This window comes from Pseudomonas sp. JAI115 (assembly GCF_014200835.1).
Lineage (GTDB): Bacteria > Pseudomonadota > Gammaproteobacteria > Pseudomonadales > Pseudomonadaceae > Aquipseudomonas > Aquipseudomonas putida_A.
Window position 1 is genome coordinate 1 of sequence record NZ_JACHCY010000017.1, and the last position, 17,407, is coordinate 17,407.

General features: G+C 54.1%; 21 protein-coding genes and 1 pseudogene. 8 read left to right on the forward strand and 14 right to left on the reverse strand.

Annotation, left to right across the window (positions count from 1 at the left end; genetic code table 11):
- Window positions 1–95 precede the first annotated feature (95 nt).
- Window positions 96–863 (reverse strand): annotated as a pseudogene (locus tag HDC30_RS25110) (alcohol dehydrogenase catalytic domain-containing protein); the annotation flags it as partial.
- Window positions 864–1,308: 445 nt separating this feature from the next.
- Here HDC30_RS25110 and HDC30_RS25115 point away from each other — a divergent pair.
- Together HDC30_RS25115 and HDC30_RS25120 are read left to right on the forward strand one after the other, a co-directional pair.
- Complete coding sequence (locus HDC30_RS25115; RefSeq protein ID WP_183785593.1) at window positions 1,309–2,124, forward strand: alpha/beta fold hydrolase; 816 nt, start codon at window positions 1,309–1,311, stop codon at window positions 2,122–2,124.
- On the forward strand, window positions 2,114–3,286 hold the full coding sequence (locus HDC30_RS25120) for a PAS domain-containing sensor histidine kinase (protein ID WP_183785595.1): 1,173 nt from the start codon (window positions 2,114–2,116) through the stop codon (window positions 3,284–3,286). Before HDC30_RS25115 ends, HDC30_RS25120 begins: the two co-directional genes overlap by 11 nt.
- A gap of 14 nt (window positions 3,287–3,300) precedes the next feature.
- On the opposite strand, the gene cydB is transcribed toward HDC30_RS25120, so the two are convergent.
- The 3 genes from cydB to HDC30_RS25135 form a co-directional block, all read right to left on the reverse strand.
- Window positions 3,301–4,302, reverse strand: a complete 1,002-nt coding sequence (cydB, locus tag HDC30_RS25125) for a cytochrome d ubiquinol oxidase subunit II (RefSeq protein WP_183785597.1) — start codon at window positions 4,300–4,302, stop codon at window positions 3,301–3,303.
- Window positions 4,303–4,314: 12 nt separating this feature from the next.
- Window positions 4,315–5,691, reverse strand: a complete 1,377-nt coding sequence (locus HDC30_RS25130) for a cytochrome ubiquinol oxidase subunit I (protein ID WP_047297406.1) — start codon at window positions 5,689–5,691, stop codon at window positions 4,315–4,317.
- Between the two features lie 171 nt (window positions 5,692–5,862).
- Entirely contained in the window at window positions 5,863–7,383 is a 1,521-nt protein-coding gene (locus HDC30_RS25135; RefSeq protein ID WP_260320015.1) for a sensor domain-containing diguanylate cyclase, read from the reverse strand.
- 292 nt (window positions 7,384–7,675) lie between these two features.
- On the opposite strand from HDC30_RS25135, the gene HDC30_RS25140 reads away from it, so the two are divergent.
- Together HDC30_RS25140 and HDC30_RS25145 are read left to right on the forward strand one after the other, a co-directional pair.
- Window positions 7,676–7,948, forward strand: a complete 273-nt coding sequence (locus HDC30_RS25140) for a hypothetical protein (protein ID WP_260320016.1) — start codon at window positions 7,676–7,678, stop codon at window positions 7,946–7,948.
- 296 nt (window positions 7,949–8,244) lie between these two features.
- Complete coding sequence (locus HDC30_RS25145) at window positions 8,245–8,640, forward strand: response regulator (RefSeq protein WP_260320017.1); 396 nt, start codon at window positions 8,245–8,247, stop codon at window positions 8,638–8,640.
- A gap of 106 nt (window positions 8,641–8,746) precedes the next feature.
- Here HDC30_RS25145 and HDC30_RS25150 read toward each other — a convergent pair whose 3' ends face one another.
- On the reverse strand, window positions 8,747–8,998 hold the full coding sequence (locus HDC30_RS25150) for a hypothetical protein (protein WP_183785603.1): 252 nt from the start codon (window positions 8,996–8,998) through the stop codon (window positions 8,747–8,749).
- A 195-nt stretch (window positions 8,999–9,193) separates the two neighbouring features.
- On the opposite strand from HDC30_RS25150, the gene HDC30_RS29250 reads away from it, so the two are divergent.
- Window positions 9,194–9,448 (forward strand): DUF6555 family protein, encoded by a 255-nt coding sequence (locus HDC30_RS29250; RefSeq protein WP_047297410.1) that lies wholly within the window; start codon window positions 9,194–9,196, stop codon window positions 9,446–9,448.
- Window positions 9,445–9,693, forward strand: coding sequence for a hypothetical protein (locus HDC30_RS25155; protein ID WP_183785605.1), 249 nt, complete (start codon window positions 9,445–9,447; stop codon window positions 9,691–9,693). Before HDC30_RS29250 ends, HDC30_RS25155 begins: the two co-directional genes overlap by 4 nt.
- Window positions 9,694–9,715: 22 nt before the next feature.
- Here HDC30_RS25155 and HDC30_RS25160 read toward each other — a convergent pair whose 3' ends face one another.
- From HDC30_RS25160 to HDC30_RS25185, 6 genes are all read right to left on the reverse strand, one after another.
- Entirely contained in the window at window positions 9,716–10,252 is a 537-nt protein-coding gene (locus HDC30_RS25160) for a hypothetical protein (RefSeq protein WP_183785607.1), read from the reverse strand.
- Window positions 10,253–10,285: 33 nt separating this feature from the next.
- Window positions 10,286–10,507, reverse strand: coding sequence for a PLDc N-terminal domain-containing protein (locus HDC30_RS25165; RefSeq protein ID WP_183785609.1), 222 nt, complete (start codon window positions 10,505–10,507; stop codon window positions 10,286–10,288).
- A gap of 76 nt (window positions 10,508–10,583) precedes the next feature.
- A complete protein-coding gene (locus tag HDC30_RS25170) occupies window positions 10,584–11,081 on the reverse strand; it encodes a ferritin-like domain-containing protein (RefSeq protein ID WP_047297414.1) in 498 nt (165 codons plus the stop codon).
- A 146-nt stretch (window positions 11,082–11,227) separates the two neighbouring features.
- Window positions 11,228–12,157, reverse strand: a complete 930-nt coding sequence (locus tag HDC30_RS25175; RefSeq protein ID WP_183785611.1) for a ZIP family metal transporter — start codon at window positions 12,155–12,157, stop codon at window positions 11,228–11,230.
- A gap of 8 nt (window positions 12,158–12,165) precedes the next feature.
- Window positions 12,166–12,327 carry a hypothetical protein gene (locus HDC30_RS25180; protein ID WP_183785614.1) on the reverse strand — a complete coding sequence of 54 codons (162 nt, stop codon included), beginning with the start codon at window positions 12,325–12,327 and terminating at the stop codon, window positions 12,166–12,168.
- Between the two features lie 62 nt (window positions 12,328–12,389).
- The gene (locus tag HDC30_RS25185) at window positions 12,390–13,274 is read right to left on the reverse strand and encodes a manganese catalase family protein (RefSeq protein ID WP_183785616.1); all 885 of its coding nucleotides are present in this window, start codon (window positions 13,272–13,274) and stop codon (window positions 12,390–12,392) included.
- A 327-nt stretch (window positions 13,275–13,601) separates the two neighbouring features.
- Here HDC30_RS25185 and HDC30_RS25190 point away from each other — a divergent pair, with 327 nt between their 5' ends.
- Complete coding sequence (locus tag HDC30_RS25190) at window positions 13,602–14,042, forward strand: low affinity iron permease family protein (protein WP_183785618.1); 441 nt, start codon at window positions 13,602–13,604, stop codon at window positions 14,040–14,042.
- Window positions 14,043–14,092: 50 nt separating this feature from the next.
- Here HDC30_RS25190 and HDC30_RS25195 read toward each other — a convergent pair whose 3' ends face one another.
- Together HDC30_RS25195 and HDC30_RS25200 are read right to left on the reverse strand one after the other, a co-directional pair.
- Window positions 14,093–14,353: a DUF1652 domain-containing protein gene (locus HDC30_RS25195; protein WP_183785620.1), complete on the reverse strand. Its 261-nt coding sequence runs from the start codon at window positions 14,351–14,353 to the stop codon at window positions 14,093–14,095.
- 419 nt (window positions 14,354–14,772) lie between these two features.
- Window positions 14,773–15,573 carry an alpha/beta fold hydrolase gene (locus HDC30_RS25200; RefSeq protein ID WP_047297418.1) on the reverse strand — a complete coding sequence of 267 codons (801 nt, stop codon included), beginning with the start codon at window positions 15,571–15,573 and terminating at the stop codon, window positions 14,773–14,775.
- Between the two features lie 491 nt (window positions 15,574–16,064).
- Here HDC30_RS25200 and HDC30_RS25205 point away from each other — a divergent pair, with 491 nt between their 5' ends.
- Complete coding sequence (locus HDC30_RS25205; RefSeq protein WP_097090227.1) at window positions 16,065–16,583, forward strand: Hcp family type VI secretion system effector; 519 nt, start codon at window positions 16,065–16,067, stop codon at window positions 16,581–16,583.
- A gap of 47 nt (window positions 16,584–16,630) precedes the next feature.
- Here the strand turns inward: HDC30_RS25205 and HDC30_RS25210 are convergent, their stop codons facing one another.
- On the reverse strand, window positions 16,631–17,368 hold the full coding sequence (locus HDC30_RS25210) for a response regulator transcription factor (protein ID WP_027610281.1): 738 nt from the start codon (window positions 17,366–17,368) through the stop codon (window positions 16,631–16,633).
- Between the last annotated feature and the right edge of the window lie 39 nt (window positions 17,369–17,407).

The window sequence follows — 17,407 nt, forward strand, 5'->3', positions numbered from 1 at the left end:
CCTGGCGATTAAGGGCGATCGCGTCCGCTTAAAAATACGCGGACACCATCGCCCTTAATGCTGGAGTTTTGAAGGTGACTTGGCCAGACGCTTACCCTGCTCCCCGGTGTCTGCCGGATAATGGTGTCGGCCGGATCATCATCGTCATCAAAGTTGATCGGGATAACACCGTAGGTACGCTGCGCATACCCAAGGCGATACGTATGATGATCGACCATGAAGATGCGCTCAGCACCGAGCATGCGGGCGCAGGCGGCGCTCAGCAGTCCCACCGGCCCAGCGCCGTAGATGGCTACGCTTGAGCCTTGTCCAATATTGGCATTGAGAACCGCCTGCCAGGCGGTTGGCAGGATATCGGAGAGAAACAGCACCTTCTCGTCCGCCAGCGTTCCTGGCACCTTGAATGGCCCGGTATTGGCTTTGGGCACCCTTACCAGTTCAGCTTGGCCTCCCGGGATACCGCCATACATCCGGCTATAACCGAATAAAGCTGCCGGCGGGGGAATCAGTTTCTTGTTCATCGCCGCGCCCGGGCCGGTATTCGTCGTCTCACACGCGGCGTAAAGCTCCTGCTGGCAAAAGAAACAATCACCACAGGCGATGACAAACGGAATCACCACCCGATCACCGCGCTGGACCGCAGTCACGCCAGAACCGGTCTCTTCGACGATGCCCATGAACTCGTGACCGAAGATATCGCCATGCTCGACGGTGGGAATCTTGCCGCGATACAGGTGCAAATCAGAACCACAGATGGCTGTGGCGGTGACGCGCAGAATAATGTCGTCCGGCGCTTCTAGTACCGGATCCGGCACGCTCTCGACTCTGACGTCATGGGCGCCGTGATAGGTCATTGCTCGCATGGTGATGCCCTCGTACGTTCAAAAAGACATTTGTCTTCATACGGAAGGATTCGGGACCATTGGAGTTCACTATGCTTTCGCGAAGTCAGATCAGCGGACTGGAGACGACGGGATCATTCCTGGACGTGTATTGCAGCGCTTGACCATTCGCCTCAGATCGTCCTGACCGTCAATTGCATTTCTGACAAGCGCTTGCATGGATTCTGATTCTAAATCTCACGATTTGAACCATAAGCAAGAGTGACTGCCAAAAAAGCGTGGCCTTTAATGCTTCGAGAATAGAAAAAAGCTCCCAAGCATTCGACGTCCGATCGTTATTAACGTGAAGGTTTCTCGAACGACCTCTTAATAGACAGCTAATCTGTTGTTCTGCTTGCCCGCAACCCGCACTATCTCCACCGCCGAAAATGCAACAACCACCTCAGATGCTCCCGGGATGAAGCGCATGAACCTGCGATATCGAAACAACATAAAAGTGCTAGGTGAAGGAGCTTCGACGCTGATTTTTTCTCACGGTTTTGGCTGTGACCAGAGCATGTGGCGTTATCTGGTCGACCATTTCACGGCCCGTTTCAAGGTTGTCCTGTATGACCTTGTCGGTGCGGGACAATCGGATATCGGTGCGTATGATCGGGAAAAATACAGTTCCTTAACGGGATACGCCCATGACCTGAGCGAGATCATTGATCATTTCGCAACGGGTGAGGTGATTCTGGTCGGCCACTCTGTGAGTGCCATGATAGGTGTCTTGGCTGAACGCCTGTGCCCTGGAAAAGTTGCGGGGCAAATCATGATTGGCCCTTCCCCCTGCTACATCGACACTGATGATTATGTAGGCGGGTTCAGGCTTGAGGACATCCAGTCTTTGCTTGATACCCTCGACAGCAACTACCTCGGTTGGTCCAGCAATATGGCCCCCGTAATCATGGGGGCCCCTGGGCAACCGGCCTTGGGAGAAGAATTGACCAATAGCTTCTGCCGGACTGATCCAGAGATTGCTAAGCAGTTCGCACGCGTCACGTTCATGTCGGACAATCGCAAGGACGTTGCGGGATTGATCACACCCACCTTGATTCTACAATCCACCGATGACTTCATCGCGCCCATCGCAGTAGGTGAATACCTGCATTCTGTACTTCCCAACAGCACCCTCAGTCTGGTTGCTAATGTTGGCCATTGCCCACACATGAGCGTACCGAGTGCCTGTTCGGAAGCGATGGACAGCTTCCTGACGCGGTGGGTGGGTGCGGATGTCGACTGACGAACCGGCTTTTCCTGACTCGCAGACATTATTTGAAGGTGCGCCCTGCGGCCTCGTGGTGACGCAAGAGGACGGGACGATTCTACGTGCCAACCTGACATTCGGCTGCTGGATTGGCTTTGAATCCCAATCTCTGATCGGCAGGCGTTTCCAAGACCTGTTGACCATGGGGGGGCGCATATTTCACCAAACCCACTGGGCGCCACTGATGCGTATGCAAGGTTCTGTGGCCGAGGTGAAACTCGATCTGGTACACAAGGATAGGCATTGCGTCACAATGCTGCTCAATGGTGTTAGACGAGAGCATGCCGGTGGTGCTTTTTATGAACTGGCACTATTCGCGACCACCGACCGCGATAAATATGAGCGCGAACTGCTCAGTTCTCGAAAAGTCGCCGAAGATCTTCTACGTGAAAAAACAGTCGCAGAAACTGCGCTTCAGCTTGCCCAGAGCGAATTGAGCCGAGCCTACGAGAAGGCTGAACGTCGCGCTTCGTTTGCCGAGCAGATGATAGCCATCGTCAGCCATGACTTAAAAACACCGCTAACTGCGATAAAAATGGCTTCTGAAATTTTAGCCCGAGACGAATATTCCGCTAAGCAAGTCAAAATGCTCGGCCACATCAGCCAGTCCGCCGGCCGTGCCGAACGAATGATTGCCGATCTGTTGGACTTTACCTTGGCGCGCGTCGGCCGAGGAATTGCTGTAAAGCCGGCCCCGGTTGACCTGCACACATTAGTCAGCCTGAGCATCGATGAACTGCGCATCGCGTTTCCTGCTGCAAATTTGCTTCATCAATGCAGTGGATCGGGTATCGCCCACATTGACGCGGATCGCGTGCAGCAGATTATTGGCAACCTGGTCGCTAACAGCGTGGCTTATGGCGACTTGAAGCAGCCAATCATGATTACGTCCTCTTTCGAAGAGCATCAGACCATTGTGTCCGTTCGCAACCAGGGGTCGATTATCCCTGAAACACTAATGGCCACTCTATTCGAACCCATGGTTCGCGGTACCAACGACCGTAACGCACGCAGCGTAGGGCTTGGTTTGTTCATCGTGAGGGAAATCGCCAGGGCACACGGAGGTGATGTTACGGTGCGTTCTAACCCCGAAGAAGGCACAATATTTGAAGTCTTTTTTCCACAAATTAAGCATTAAAACCTCTGCTTTTTTCAGTTCTCTGATCCCACGCGAACCTTGCCGCTGAAGACTTTGAATCCGTACGTGTTGTAGATCAGCGTCACCGGTATCAACACCGCAAAGCCCACGAGCATGAAGATCTGGCTGTTGGGCCTTGACGTGGCGGCTCGCAGCGTCAGATCTGGCGGGATGATCAATGGATACAGCGCTACAAGCATCAAGGCGAACGCCAGTACGAATACGCCCAAGGCGCAGAACAGCGGCACCCAGTCAAAACGACTGCGAAATCCCACTCGGAACGCCACCAGCAAACCCATCAGAATCAAAACCGCGGGTACCCACACCATCGGGGTCGTCAGTCGCTGCGAGTACTGAGCGTGCAAAGTGGTAGTCCAAGCGACCAACACGAGCAGAAGCCCTACAGTGCCCCAAGCCAAATGCTTCGCCTGACGTCCAGAACGGTGCTGCAGTTCATCAACGGTTCGCCAATACAGCCAGCAGGCGCCCAGCCACGTGTAGCCCAGCACAAGTACCAGGCCGCAAAATAGCGGAAAGGGTTCGAGCCACTCGCGGCCATCGCCACTGTACTGACTGCCCAGATGGGGGACGCCTTTGACCAGGGTGCCGAGCACAACACCTTGAATCAGTCCAGTGCACAGGGAGCCACACAGCAACACGCCGTCGATCAGCCGTTTAACGCGCTCGCTGGGCGCGTGATCACGAAATTCAAGCGCCATTGCACGCAGTATTAATGCCAGAAACATTGCGATAAATGGCACGTACAGCGCGGGGAGCAGAATGGCGTAGGCCACCGGAAACAAAGCCAGCAGCCCACCGCCACCGAGAACCAGCCAGGTTTCGTTGGCATCCCAAATCGGCAGGATGGTCACAGCCATGGCGCGTCGATCGCGGCTGCTATGCGTCAGGCCCAGCAGTATGCCGACACCCAGATCGGTTCCGTCGAGCAACACATAGTTCATCACCGAGAATGCCAGGGCTGCTGCACACAACAGGGTCAGCCAATCAGTGTCCATCGACTTGTTTCCTCAAGGCCGTCCGGTTTCGTCAGGCAATGTTGGCTGCGGTCCCGGTTCGCCCCGGCGCGGTGGCTCACGTAGCAATCGCATCAGCACCCACAAGCCGATTCCAAACACCAGCAAATAGAACAGCAGAATCCCCCAAGTAGTAGCCATGACCTGCTCGCGTGAAACTCGTGACACGCTATCGACCGTGCGCAGTAGCCCGTAGACGGTAAAGGGCTGACGCCCCACCTCAGTGACTGTCCAGCCACTAAGCATCGCTACAAACCCCGTTGGGGCCATCAGCACACAGCTCCATAGCCACCCGCGTGCAATGTATAGACGCTTTCGCCAGCGCAGAACGAGACTGGTGATGCCTTGCGCCAACATCATCAACCCCAACCCGACCATCAGGCGAAACGCGAAAAAAACCGGGGGCACCGGCGGAGTATCCTCAGGCGCGAACTCGTCCAGTGCGGCGATGGTGCCGCTCAGGTCGTGACGAAGGTAAAGCGAGCCGATCCGCGGAATAGCCACTTCCCAGTGATTGCGTTTTTCGGACATATCCGGCCAGCCGAAGAGGCGTAGCGGTTCACCCGCACCTGCGGGCGGACGCGTCCACGAACCTTCAATGGCGGCTACCTTCTGCGGTTGAACCTTCAAAGTGTGTTCACCATGCAGGTCGCCGACCACAATTTGCGCGGGAGTTAGAGTCACGACCGTCCATAAGGCCATGGACAATTGCAGGCGTGCGCGGGGGTTGTGCGAGGTCTTGAGCAACTGCCAGGCACTGGCGCCGGCCACCAGCGTCGCCGAACCCAGCAGCGCGGCCAATGTCATGTGCACTAGCCGATAGGGAAAGGAGGGATTGAAAACGATCGCCCACCAGTCTTCGGCCAGAAAGCGCCCGTCTGTCGTCATCGAATAGCCTGCGGGCGTGTGCATCCACGAGTTGGCCGACAGAATCCAGAACGCACTGATCAGCGAACCCGTGGCCACCGCACCGGTGGCGAAGAAATGCAGGCGTGGACCGACCTTTTTCATGCCGAAAAGCATGATGCCCAGGAACCCGGCCTCGAGGAAAAACGCCGCCAACACTTCGTAGAACATCAACGGGCCTAGGATGTCGCCAGTTTGCACCGCCAGACGTGACCAGTTCAGCCCAAACTGATATTCCAGAATAAGCCCCGAGGCCGTTCCTACTGCTACGTTCAGGGCGAATATTTTGAGCCAGTAGCGATAGACGTCCAGATACACTTCGCGACCGGTCTTGAGCCACAACGCCTCGAGCACCAACAGGAAATTCGCCAGTCCGATGGTGAATGCCGCCAGCACGATGTGAAAACTGATGGTGATCGCGAACTGAGCTCGCGCCGCCATAAGAGATGAGTCGAGGGCTTCCACGGATGGCTCCCGGCTGTCAGACAACTAATTGATCGACACTTTTCGCGAACTTCCTCTCGTTCAGCCTTGCTTTACGAGTGGTGGGAGTTTTCTGCTCGATTGCTGAGCTGATCTAATCATAGTTGGTGTTGCCGACAGCGATGGCGAATGACCTGCATCAGAAACGGCTTTTTAGTTGGCAATAACGCTCATGTTTCGCCCGCTGGTCTTGGCGATGTAAAGGGCTTTATCGGCGGCACCGATCAACGCATCCGGCGTATCCTCGGGCCCCGGATTGCATGCGCTAACGCCAATGCTGATCGTAACTATCCCCTGATCAGCATCTTTATGTTCGATCTGCGCTTGCAGAACGGCTTTGCGGATCTTCTCGGCAACGATAAACGCACCAACATAGTCTGTGGCTGGAAGAACTGCCGAAAACTCTTCACCGCCAAACCGAGCGGCTAAATCGCCTGGTCGCCGTATGTTTTCTTGAATGATCCTGCTCAGCTGGCGTAAGCACTCGTCACCCACCAGATGGCCGTACCGATCGTTGAAGCGCTTGAAGTGGTCGACATCAATCATGAGCAATGCCACGGTTGTGTGGTTTCGTTTTGCACGCCCTATCTCAGCTTGTGTAAACAGATCGAACTGACGACGATTTGCCAGTCCGGTGAGGGCATCCTCCAGAGCCAGTAATTCAAGCGTCTGATTGGCCTCAAGCAGCTTGTCTTGAGCACCCATTAATTCGTTTTGAATTCGGTTCTGTTGTTTCATCAACCGGATCAACCGATAGCCAATTCCGCCCAACACACTCATCAGCAAAATTACGATGGCAGAGCTCATCAAAGTTTCCTGCCGCCAGCTCCCCAAAACCTCCTCTTTGTTCATGGCCGTAAACACCACAAGAGGATAATCATTGACCCGACGAAACCCGACGACGCGCTCGACGCCGTCGACATATGACCTGACGGTAGCTGTTCCTGAATATCCTTTCGGTAGGAGTTGGGTGAAGAGCGGACCGTCGGCGACACTGGTGCCAAGGATTGCTTCATTGAAGGGCCGTCGCAGGACGATTCTGGCGTCGGCGGAGATCAGGTTGATGACTCCGTTTTTGCCGATCTCGATGCTGTCATAGAGCTTGAGAAAATGGTCGAGATAAATGGTTGCCAATGCCACACCGGCAAAACTTCCATCTGGGTTATTGATCCTGCGCGAGATAGGCAGTACCCACTCTCCCGTCGAGCGACTTTGGATGGACATTCCCACGTGAGGACCGCGGTCAGGGTGATCGCGATGGTAGATGAAATACTCGCGGTCGGAGTTGTTTGCGTTAGGAGGCATGATGCCGCTTGAGTCAGCTATCCAGATACCTTTCGCGTCATAAATGAACAAGCCGTGTAATTGCGATAATTCATTACGCTGAGCTTTGAGCAGACGCTTCAAAAGAGGAAGTTGATCAGAACCCATCCCATCCGTTTCTATACGGTCGACTAGGCTGAAAAGCACCGTGTCGGCCTGTTTGATTGACGCTTGCGCCTGCGAGGACAAAGTCTGCGCAAGGTTGGCCATCGCCACTTCCTTATCGTGCAAGCGGTACTGACGAGAGTTCCAGGCTTCCCACAAAGCAACGAGCATCAGGGATAAGCAAACCGCTAACAGGAAGCGGGTAGCTGCCTGCACTCTGTCTTTTGTCCTCACGCGCCCAGACATTGTGGGTGATGTTTCCTTTCCCTTTGCGAGACCAGTTGCGAAAGATTGATGAGGCATCATGCGCCCTTAATAATTTGAACGGCACCATATTCCTCGCCGTTTTTCACTAATCCTGTACTCGTTTTCCCGGACAATCCCGAGAAAATTTGTCGAGTTGGCTAGGATCCAGTACGAAGGTTTCGAAGACTTAAATCAAATTTATTTGCTTCGAATTCTCTCCGTTTCCAATTGACTCAATGGGCCCCTTACCGGTCGTCGAGTCAAAAATTCAGATAACGCCAGGGGTGTCACAATGACACTACTCAATCATTCGCTCGATGCTTCGGGTTATCCCTCCTTGCTGCGTACCTGCATGTCCAATATTGATGATTTCCGCTTCTCTTCCCATCATTTACTCATCGAGCTTGATGCTGCCACCAACCGACTCATGATGCTTGTCGTGGCAAAAGAAGTAGCCGGGCCACGATGGGCCGAAGCTATCGAACGTCAGAAGCAAGCTTACGACGCATGGGCCGCATTGCTGTATCAATCAGAGAAAAAGCCACTGACGGAAATGCTTGAATAATCAACCCAAATCCGTGGGTCGATACCCAAATTAGCAATTTCTAACCCCCATGAGGATCGACAACCCTCAGCCCCTTCAGAGAGCTTCGCGGGTTCATGAGTACCTTGGCCTTGCGACCGACTTCCGTATTTTCCTACACCCGGATTCTCACATAGGCTGTGCGAATCGTCCTGAGACCATCTGAACATTGATTTGAATTGCCGAGGACTTCATTTCTCGTCCTACACTGGCAGATGTGAGGTTTTTTTTCGCCGGATAAAGGGCTGAAAAGAGTGGGGCTCAATTGGGACGGTTTATTGCCTATCTTAGGCAAAGTGATTGTTATTGAAGATGATCAGACGCTTCGGATGATCATGGTCGATATTTTGAAGGGAATCGGCGCGCAGTCGCTGGCATTTGAAACCGCGGACGATGCCTTGACGTATTTGCTTCAGGCACACACGCCCTGTTCTCTAGTGGTCGTGGACCACGCTTTGCCGGGTCAAATACAAGGTGCTGAATTCATTGAGATGGTTAGGGCCAAATGGCCCTCCACAAGATCCCTCTTGATCTCAGGCTATTTTTTGGAGCCGGCGACTGTCCCCCGAGGTACCAAGTATTTGCAGAAGCCATGGACGCTGGATGAATTCGTTCTCGCGGTGGCAGAGGTACTCCAGCCAGGCTGCCCGCTTATCGCCAGGCGGGATTGTTAAAAACTCAATGAGTTTTCCTTTGCGCAGAGGCTCGCAAAACTGGATTTCCTTTAGGTTGAAGGAATTTAGTAATGGACATCCCCGGCGGTTTTGACTGCGTCGCCAGTCATCCGTGATAGTCAGCGCCTGCCACTGCTCGCAAGTAAGCATGATCGGCCTTGATTCGCAGTTCATGCCACTCCTGCCACGTCACAATACCCAGTCGATCCATCTCATCGGCTTGCCGAAGCAGTTCGTCATGGTAGGCATCGGGGCTGTCCCTTCGCAGGGAACAATTTTCCAACACGCGGTGCCAGCGATCATAGGCGCGAAGCTTGGCTTCTTGATCCGCGGACAAAAGGCTTTTGTAGGTGTTCATACGGGCGAACTCCTCGACATGATTTGCCAGTTGAGGCTGCAAATTTAGAGACAGTTCAGGGGAGCCGACCAGAGGGAAAAGTCCATTTCTGTTGGGTCGGTTTTGAAGCGACGTACTGATAGCAATAGCCCTCCATATTTTTGGAATTTTTCAACGGTATACCGCTCCTTTGCATATGAGCAAAAGGAGGGCCTCATGAATCGCACTGATCTGTACGTCATTGAATATCGGCTTCATGGGAAGCCGAAGTCGTTCGTTATTCGTTCTCCCAAAATGCGAAACGCTGATGCCTGGCATTGGGCATGTTGCGACGCGGATCTGGCACCTATCCCAAAACCGGGGAAGCCGCCGCTCAAGGTGTTCAGTAAGCCTATGGCTGAGAGGTTTGGCGTGACGGACGTGAGATGGCGGGAGACCACCAAAGTAGAGTGGACGGAGGCTGTCTCATGAAACACGAAACAACGGACTTGACCCTCTCCCCGACCGACGATGAGTTAGCGCGCAACGCAGCTCTTTTCTTCGAAGCGGACCGGTTGGAGTCGTTTGCCTATAGCCTGCTAGAGGGAGACTCTTCCAGTGCAGTATCTTGGGAGCGCTTTACTGAAGCTAAAGCGCTGGCCGATGCTAAGCGTATCGAAGCGCAGCAGGATCTGCTGCGCATTCGCGGGCAACTCATAATCTCACCGGTACCGTGAAGAGCTGCTCGAAGCCTTTCGGCTATCCCAATGGCTTTGTGAGTTGAATGAGTACGGACCAGCATCCGAGCAGTATCCAGAACGTCGCAAAAATCCAAGGAGTACGCACCGAAAACAATAGTGCCTTTCGATATCCCTTATGGGTGGACTCTCGCTCGCAGAACAGTGGCGATTCATCGTAAGCCATGCCCATCACCGGCTCGCTCCTCAAGAGTTCGCTCTGCTTGTAGTACCAATGATCAATGATGTCGTATGCCGCCCGAATGCCGGGCCAGGCGTTGAGCGTGCTGAGTAGTCCCAACAACGCGAGAAAGGGAGGCACGATCAGTGTGAAGAGTTTGCCCCACTCTGGATTAAGATTTCCCATGCAGGAGGCGAACGCGATGACCAGAAATGATTGCGCCGCCAGGTAGGCATCAGTCCTATTGGCCAGGATCGAGGTTTCGTAATGAATTTCGCGACGATAAAATTCCAAGCGTTCTTTGGGTGAACCGAACATCTTGGCGTTGTGTTCGGTCAGCTCGGCTTCGCTGGTAGGTGATGTCAGAATTCTTGGCAATGCATTTTCCTTAGAACCGACCTGCAAAAATGATCATCCCTTGCTGTGTTCCGGCGAAGATAGTCCTTTGGTAATGCCTCGCGGCCCTGCAACACCCCAGATCACGACGCCCAGTAACGGGAGAAAAAAAATCAGCGCTGTCCAGCCTGCCTTGGTCCCGGAGGATTTATCGCTCCTCATCACACTGTTCAGTGCCCACAAATCCAGCAGTAGAAGAATGGCTGCAACGGCAATCCAGAAATATTCAGTTTGCATGATGCACCTCTGTCGACTTGCTAAGAGCACCACGGCAACAGATGCCGTGGTGCGCTATCTGCTATCCGAAGCGTTGTTATTTCTCGAGTGTCGCCGCCTGATTACCACCTTGCTCTGCGATCTTCGACAGCTTCTCGTCCGCGCCTTTCTCCTCAGCGAGGGTGGCCTCTAGCAATGCAGCGGCATCGTCGAGTTTCAGGTGTTTCGCCATTGCGATCAGCGTGCCGTAACTGGCGATTTCGTAGTGCTCGACCTTTTGCGCTGCGCCGATCAGTGCTGCATCCAGCACCGCGCCTTTGTCGATTTCGTCCAGCAGCTCTTTGGACTCCTCGACCAAGCCCTCCATCGCAACGCACTTCATGCGTTTGAGCTTCAGCCCGGTCAGTTCGACCAGCTGATCGATACGTTCGATCTGGCCTTGGGTTTCTTCGAGGTGCGAGGTGAAGGCTTCAGCAAGCAATGGATTGGTCGCCGCCCGCGCCAGGCGCGGCAACGCTTTGGTGATTTGTTTCTCGGCGCTGTAAACATCGGAGAGTTCATGGATGAACAAGTCTTCAACAGTTTTCCTAGCCATTTCTAACTTCCTTCTGGTCAATGGATGTTTACCCGAGGCGTGATCAGGATTGCTCGTCCGCCATCGTGGTGATCATGAAAACTGACATAGCTCTTGTAAGAGGCGTTCCAAGATTTTTTCGCTTCCCGGATGAAGTGTTCATCCCGTTAGCCAAGTGCGGTATCGAGGAACATCATCACCCCGAATCCCAACATCAGACCGAGCGTCGCAGGTGTTTCATGACCATTACGATGCGTTTCAGGAATGACCTCGTGTGACACCACAAAGATCATCGCGCCGGCGGCCAGACCTAGGGCCACTGGGTAGCCCAAGGCGAAACCGCTTGATACACCCAAGCCCACGACTGCGCCCAATGGCTCCATCAAACCAGAGCCAATGGCGATCAGGGCCGCCCGCCATGCCGATATTCCGGTGACCCGTAGTGCCAACGCGACGGCGAGGCCTTCCGGAATGTCTTGAATGGCGATGGCCGTCGTCAGAGGCATGCCCACTTTCATATCGCCATTGGCAAAGCTGACGCCGATGGCCATGCCCTCTGGCAGGTTGTGCAGGGTGATGGCAAGGACAAACAGCCACACGCGATTGATGCGTTGAGTATCAGGTCCGCGCCTGCCGCTTTCCTGATGTTCGTGAGGTACGAACCGGTCCAGACCGATCATGAGCGCAACACCCAAGGCCAGCCCAAACACGACAACACAGGCGGCCAGTAGCTGGTTACCACACAGGGCCTGCGCGGCCTCGATGCCCGGAAGGATCAAAGAAAAAGAGCTGGCTGCCAGCATCATGCCCGCGGCAAACCCCAGCATGATGTCTTGGGTGCGCGAGGCAATATCGCGAAGGATGATCGCCACCACAGCGCCCAAGGCGGTCGCTGCGAATCCGGACAATCCTCCTAATGCCGCCAGGCGCAGGTTCTCCTTTTCCGCCCCTACCAGCGCAGAGTAACCGCTGATCAACAACAGGCCAGTTACCAGCAGTAGCGTCGCCCAGAACAGGACCCCGGGCCAGCCGCCACTGGACGCCATATCCCACCAATTGCGCAGTGGGGTTCTTTCGGACGATGAGGTATGTGACATGTAGCCTCCTATCGTCCGCTTGAATGTTTTCCATTGGAACTGACTGTCGATTGGCGCAACGTTCGGGCGATCCGCAGGGCAGTCCGGTCAAAGGATGCAGCAGTTGCGTTGAAGCGATCGGACAAAGATTGCGCCAGGTCTTTGTTGAAAACGCCGGTATTCGAATTCATGCCATTTTCCTCGGATTGAATGGATAAAAACCGCACGCCGTGGCGGCGTGCGGTCCTGGTCATCAAACGTTTGGTTCACCCTGCACACCTGCTCCCAGATCGGCGCCGGTGATAGGGTTGCTGTCCGGGTCGGACATGGTTCGTGCCTTCATATCCAGCAGCAGTTCCTCTTCTTCGGCGCTTAGCTGGACACTGGCGGTACCGTCACCGCCATCCACGGCAGGCGCGGGGTTTTCCACGTACTCCCAGTCGTCGCCCTGGTTCCACGGACCACGGGTACTGACTTCGCCTTGCGACATGTTGAAGTACACGTTGGTGAACTCCGGCATGCCGGGGAGCTTGCCCTGCGGGAAGTTCGGCTGGATTGCGTGGAGTGCTTTTTCGAAGGACAGCTGGTGGGCAATTTCACGGGTCATGAGGAAGCCCAAGGCTTCTTTAACACCAGGATCATCCGTCACGTTCATCAGCCGCTCATAGACGATTTTTGCGCGAGCCTCGGCAGCAATATTGGAGCGGAAGTCGGCCGTCGGCTCACCGATCGTATCGACATAGGCTGCCGACCAAGGCACGCCCGCGGAGTTGGTCAACGGTGCGCCGGCGCCATACAGCAGGCTGGTGATGTGCGAATCGTTGCCCGCACCATTGATGGCCCGGTACAACTCACCTTCTTCTTCAACGCCTTCGGCCATTCGGCCTTTGGCACCCTTGTTCAACATGACGATGATGGAGCCGACGATTTCGAGGTGGCTCAGCTCTTCGGTCGCAATGTCCATCAGCAGGTCTTTGCGACCTGGATCATCCTCGGCCAGCGCTTGGGTGAAGTACCGCGATGCCGCCGCGAGCTCTCCCTGTGCGCCGCCAAATTGTTCGAGTAACAGATTGGCCAAGCCTGGATTGGGCTCGGCCACGCGTACGGTGTATTGAAGTCGCTTGTTATGTATAAACATCACAAATCTCCTCAGGTCAGACGAGGCTCTTTGCTCATTCGAGAAAGATCGAATGCGAGCCCACAGACATCTGAAGCGAATCGCGAAGAAGTAATTGCAATTTGTTTTCAGTCACGGCGACAAGCGGCAGAGGATGGTTTTTTTCAAGGATTTTGTAGCCAGTCGTCGGCCTTCCTTGAAGGCTTCGCAAACTTTTGCTTGATCGGTCAGCTCAACAGCTATCGGTGTGTCGAGCGTTCTTCATGGGAGGAGAGACAGCCATATGTAACAAAGAATTTCATAGAGCTCGCGTGGTCGAAACGGCATCTACCACTAGGATTCATCGTCATGAAATTCGCAAAGTTTTGCCAAGCACTCTCGAACTGGGCCGGCAGCTCGAAAACCTTTCTGATAGCTATTCTGCTGATCATCGCTTGGGCGTTAACTGGTCCGTATTTTCACTACAACGACACCTGGCAACTGATCATCAACACGTCAACGACGATCATCACCTTCCTGATGGTGTTCCTCATCCAGAACACACAGAACAGGGATAACGACATCTTGCACCTGAAGCTCGATGAACTGATCCGAGCAACGAAGGACGCACAGAACGCATTCATGTCATTGGATCATCTGGATACCAAGGAGCTGCGTGAGTTACGCAAGCGTTACAGTACGATGGGAGAAGAGGAAGAGGTGAGCGTTGACTGCACGGAAACTACATCCGTAACGCAGGACATCCAGAAGCCTGCCGCGCTGCCTCCGGCTGAAACTCCAATGCCATAACAGACGCGATGAGGGCTTAGGATTGGCTAAGCCCTCGGGACCTCCAACTATCAACGGGTGGCAGCGATACCCGATAGGTTTCTTTGTTTGTTGGTCGCCAGATCGTACCGAAGCTCAGCAATCAACTCTGAGATCGCCCGAGGACTGACCAATGTGTGCGTGGAAATGCCAGTGACAAGCAGATCGACTCTGCCCGTTGCCGGATCAGTCACCCGAACCTGTAGCGAATTTCCAGGCATTAAAGTGCATTGGCACTCAAGCGGTCGAAAGCTCTCTTCAATGATCCGCCGCAGCTCCAGGGTTGAAATCATCTTCTCCTCCAATGTCGTATCCCGAAGCAAGATATGTAGTGTTGAGTGGCAGATGCAGGCTCTAGAACTTCCGTCGAGCCATCGCATTCAAGACAGTACATTTCTGGCGATTAAGTTTTTGCTTTCAAGGTCTAAACGTAAGACTGGGTCACATTTTCACGGTTTTAATCGAGCGTCGGCTAACCCTTTGAATGCGCCTACCTACTCGTAGCCGGTGGTGTCAGCACCTCACTGGTGAAGTTTAGATCACCAAATTGGAAGGCTGGAGGATGCCGACGCAAGGGTTCAAGATGCCGAACTCCAAACACGAGATTCCTCCGGCCCAAATTGCTTGCGAGGGTCCGGTGTTGCCAGGACGTATCAAACGAGCGAGCGTGAAAACGTAGAAGTGGAGCAAAGCCGATTGTCTAAGTGGACAGTTAGGCAAGGTTGATGATCGCGGGCTTTTCATCATCGTGCGAGCGTTCGAGAAATTCGCGGATGACTTCGGCAGTTTGTTTAGCACTGGTCACCACGAAGAAATGACCCTCGTCACGCAGAACATGCAGTTCGGCACGGCGAATGCCGTGACGCAAAATGTGCCCGTTATAAAGCCGCACCAGCGGATCGCGATCGCCGGCGAGGATGAGCGTCCGCTGGCGAAGGCGGAACAGACGTAACAGGCTCGTCCAGCCTACCAACGCTGTGAATTGACGGTAATAGGTTTGGGGATTAACCGAGAGCATCCCGTTCACAACACCGAAATGCATGAGCGCCTGTATCGAACTACGCGGGCCTTTTTGCTTCTTCAACTTGGCACCTTTGGCCATACTGAAAAAATCCAAGATATCAGCGGGTTTTACCAGCATTGCTGGACCGGCCGAGGTCGCAGCGAGTATCAAGCGACGCACCATATTGGGATGACGTAGAGCAAATTCCTGTGCCAAAGCACCGCCCCAACTCACACCGAATACATCGACCTGATCGAACCCCAATTGCTTGAGCATTTCGGCAAGCGTATCGGCATAGCGTGGCAAGCGCATAGGCCACCGGGGCACCTGCGATCTGCCGACGCCCGGAACATCCAACGTAATGGTTGTGTAATCGGTCAGCTCATTTCGCAGAGGATCGAACGCACGGATCAATCCACCCAGGCCATTGATTAGAAGCAGCGGTGAGCCTTGGCCACGGATGGAAATATTCAACCGCAAGTCGTAAATAGCTAATTTCTGCTTTGTCATGATCCCCCTTCTCATCCTTGCTTGGCGTCCAGCGCTGTTGGTTCAAAAAGGGTGAAACGCATTGACATGGCTCCGGAGCGGTGGCTTCCATAGCGTAGTAACCCTGGTGGTAGCCGCAGCTGGTGCAACGAACGCATTTATTCTGTGAGGAGCGTAGGCTTTTCTCATTTATTTTGTGATTCAAAGCGTACAGATTCACAAAATTGGGGGTTCTACCCAAGGAGGGCGGGTTCTCCTGATCCATTTATTTGGTGATCCGACATCCATCGTCCCATCGCTAACGCACGAATAAAAAAGCCAGCGCTATGCGCTGGCTTTTTTTTGGTTCTTTCTTGTCGGATTAAATCCTGCAAATTTTAAGACTATCCCTTCGTATAGGAGAGACTACATATATCTGGATCGGTTCTATTTATCTTACAGCCGCTTCGCTAACTGCCCTACGGCACAGGTGAAGCACTGTCAGTGTCTAGAATCAAACAGGGAACTTAGTTATGCCAACACCTGCGTATTTGACGATCAATGGTAATCGACAAGGTTTAATCAGTGCTGGAGCTTTTACAGCAGATTCAGTGGGTAATACCTACCAGGAAGGGCACGAAGATCAGATTTTGGTACAAGCTTTCAGCCATCAAATAATCATTCCACGTGACCCTCAATCCGGCCAGCCCACCGGTCAGCGGGTGCATAAGCCGCTGATGGTTACCAAGGTTTTCGACAAGGCATCCCCGTTGATATTCAGCGCCTTGACCAGTGGCGAAGTCTTGGACAATTGTCATATTGCCTGGTATCGAACTTCCGCTTCAGGTACACAAGAACATTTTTTCAGTATTGAATTGGTAGACGCCGTTATTGTGGAAGTGAATTCCAGAATGCCGAATTGCCAAGATATGAATATGGCGCACTTCACACAGTTGGAAGACGTACATTTCACGTATCGTAAAATCATCTGGACGCATGAAATCTGCGGCACGACGGGTTCAGATGACTGGCGTGCACCTTTGGTCAACTGACGCTCGCGGGCTGCCAAATATCGACCAGTTTGACTGGTCGATTCACCTTACGACTGCATCATGCTGTCAGCAGGTGTCGCAGATACACTCTCCAACCGATACCCATACCCATAAATCGTCAGCAACTGCCAACCCCGATCCGCCGTCAGCCCCAGTTTGTTGCGCAGGCGATAGATATGGGTATCCAGCGGCCGTGACGACGCCACTTCTTCGTGGGGCCAGAAGCGTTCGTACAGGTACTCCCGCGACAATGGCCGACCCAGGTTACTGAACAGGCAGCGCGCCAGGCGGTATTCACGCTCCGTCATGACCACTGCCTTGCCCTCGCGGGTGACGCTCAGTTCGGCGTCGTCGAAGGTCAGGTCATTGAAACTCAGGACTTCAGCAGCGCTGCTACGTTGCTGGCTGTGCCGGCGCAGTACGGCGGCGACTCGGGCTTTCAGCTCGTTGGGGCGGAACGGTTTGCTGACGTAATCGTCGGCACCGGCGTTCAGCGCCTGGACGATATCGCTTTCGCCGTCGCGGCTGGTCAGCATGATTGCGGCGGGCGGCGCCTCCATGTGTTCGCGGGTCCAGCGCAGCAGCGCCAGGCCGGACAGGTCGGGCAGTTGCCAGTCGAGGATCAGCAGGTCGAAGGTATCCCGCCGCAATTGGCGCAACAGGTCCTCGCCCCGTTCAAAGCTGTGCAACGACCAAGGTTGGTCTCCCTCCGCAGCCATCTGCTGCAGGGTTTGCTCGACCCGACGCAGTTCGGCGGGTTCATCGTCCAGTATCGCAACGCGCATACGCGTGGGTTCCTTGTTGCTTGAGCAGTGGCCGGCAAC

Coding starts and splice junctions, on each gene's coding strand:
- HDC30_RS25175 (WP_183785611.1), bottom strand. CDS start 12,157: ATGTCACATACCTCATCGTCCGAAAGAACCCCACTGCGCAATTGGTGG.
- HDC30_RS25150 (WP_183785603.1), bottom strand. CDS start 8,998: ATGAACACCTACAAAAGCCTTTTGTCCGCGGATCAAGAAGCCAAGCTT.
- HDC30_RS25210 (WP_027610281.1), bottom strand. CDS start 17,368: ATGCGCGTTGCGATACTGGACGATGAACCCGCCGAACTGCGTCGGGTC.
- HDC30_RS25115 (WP_183785593.1), top strand. CDS start 1,309: ATGAACCTGCGATATCGAAACAACATAAAAGTGCTAGGTGAAGGAGCT.
- HDC30_RS25195 (WP_183785620.1), bottom strand. CDS start 14,353: ATGATTTCAACCCTGGAGCTGCGGCGGATCATTGAAGAGAGCTTTCGA.
- HDC30_RS29250 (WP_047297410.1), top strand. CDS start 9,194: ATGAATCGCACTGATCTGTACGTCATTGAATATCGGCTTCATGGGAAG.
- HDC30_RS25190 (WP_183785618.1), top strand. CDS start 13,602: ATGAAATTCGCAAAGTTTTGCCAAGCACTCTCGAACTGGGCCGGCAGC.
- HDC30_RS25140 (WP_260320016.1), top strand. CDS start 7,676: ATGACACTACTCAATCATTCGCTCGATGCTTCGGGTTATCCCTCCTTG.
- HDC30_RS25200 (WP_047297418.1), bottom strand. CDS start 15,573: ATGACAAAGCAGAAATTAGCTATTTACGACTTGCGGTTGAATATTTCC.
- HDC30_RS25120 (WP_183785595.1), top strand. CDS start 2,114: ATGTCGACTGACGAACCGGCTTTTCCTGACTCGCAGACATTATTTGAA.
- HDC30_RS25185 (WP_183785616.1), bottom strand. CDS start 13,274: ATGTTTATACATAACAAGCGACTTCAATACACCGTACGCGTGGCCGAG.
- HDC30_RS25135 (WP_260320015.1), bottom strand. CDS start 7,383: ATGTCTGGGCGCGTGAGGACAAAAGACAGAGTGCAGGCAGCTACCCGC.
- HDC30_RS25165 (WP_183785609.1), bottom strand. CDS start 10,507: ATGCAAACTGAATATTTCTGGATTGCCGTTGCAGCCATTCTTCTACTG.
- cydB (WP_183785597.1), bottom strand. CDS start 4,302: ATGGACACTGATTGGCTGACCCTGTTGTGTGCAGCAGCCCTGGCATTC.
- HDC30_RS25180 (WP_183785614.1), bottom strand. CDS start 12,327: ATGAATTCGAATACCGGCGTTTTCAACAAAGACCTGGCGCAATCTTTG.
- HDC30_RS25170 (WP_047297414.1), bottom strand. CDS start 11,081: ATGGCTAGGAAAACTGTTGAAGACTTGTTCATCCATGAACTCTCCGAT.
- HDC30_RS25205 (WP_097090227.1), top strand. CDS start 16,065: ATGCCAACACCTGCGTATTTGACGATCAATGGTAATCGACAAGGTTTA.
- HDC30_RS25155 (WP_183785605.1), top strand. CDS start 9,445: ATGAAACACGAAACAACGGACTTGACCCTCTCCCCGACCGACGATGAG.